Origin of the sequence: Mesorhizobium sp. M1409, from assembly GCF_040317535.1 — a bacterium.
In the GTDB taxonomy this organism is placed as follows: domain Bacteria; phylum Pseudomonadota; class Alphaproteobacteria; order Rhizobiales; family Rhizobiaceae; genus Mesorhizobium.
Genome location: NZ_JAMYKV010000149.1, coordinates 1 through 997 on the forward strand (window position 1 = coordinate 1; position 997 = coordinate 997).

Here is a 997-nt window from a genome sequence, read left to right on the forward strand (position 1 = left end):
CGGTCCAAGGTCTGAGCCCGATCACGTGACGCGGCCCGGTCGCCGGGCCTCATCCACCTCACATGCGGTCGCCGCTCCTGGCGGCAGCACCAATATCCCGCTTGCGGCGGGCGCAGGCTCAGGAAGACGAAACCATTCTGCCGATCGGCTGTTGAGGCCATGCATATTTTCGGTTCGCCCACCTGGATCCGAAAGGCTGATCAGGCCTTTGCGGAATGTAGGAAAAGGGTGATGGAAGCGGTCATGCGGTTTTCATGTGCGCTCCCTCGATGATGACGCCGGCGGTCGCGTACTTCCACAGCGCCACCAGCAGCTTGCGGGCGAGCGCGACGATCATTGCCTTCTTGAGGCGGCCGCCGTTGCGCGCCACCCGTTCGCTGAACCAGCGGGCCAAGCTCGAGGCCGGCTGATGGCGCAGCCACAGCCAGGCAAGCTCGACCATCGTCGTTCGCAGCCGCGGATTGCCTGCCTTCGACACGCCTTGTTCGTGATCGATCGTGCCGCTCTTCCATGGGGAAGGTGCCAGTCCCGCGTAGGCGGCCACCTGCCTGCGGTTGTTGAAATGCCGGAACAGCCCTTCGGCATGGAGGATAGTCGCGAATTCCGGCCCGATGCCCTTCAGCTTGAGCAACATCGCCGCCGGCGTCGAGGCGCCCACCGCCGTCGCGGCGAGCAGCGCGTCGCGCTCGGCCTCCACGGCCTTGATCTGGCCGAGCAGCAATTCGAGACGGTCAAGTTCGCGGCCGATCTGGGCCTTCATGCGGGCCGGAAGGGCGCGGCCATCGCCGGTCCGCAGTTCTTCCAGGCGATCGCGCCGGTCGCGGCGCAAAGGCTCGTAGTCGCGGATGCCCTGGCTGAAGAGCAGGCCTTTGATGCGGTTGACGTGCTCGACCCGTTCGGCGACCAGCACCTTGCGCTCGCGGTTGGTCCGGCGGCGATCCTCATTCTCGGGCGTCGGCACCCGGACCATCGAGCAGACGCGCGGCTCACCCCGCTT

The 997-nt window shown here is 66.4% G+C and carries 1 protein-coding gene; it reads right to left on the minus strand.

Going from position 1 to position 997, the window contains the following annotated elements; genetic code table 11:
- Positions 1-241: 241 nt before the first annotated feature.
- Positions 242-997 (minus strand): IS110 family RNA-guided transposase (locus NKG99_RS35755; protein WP_352874174.1); only part of this gene is annotated, 756 nt, incomplete at its 5' end.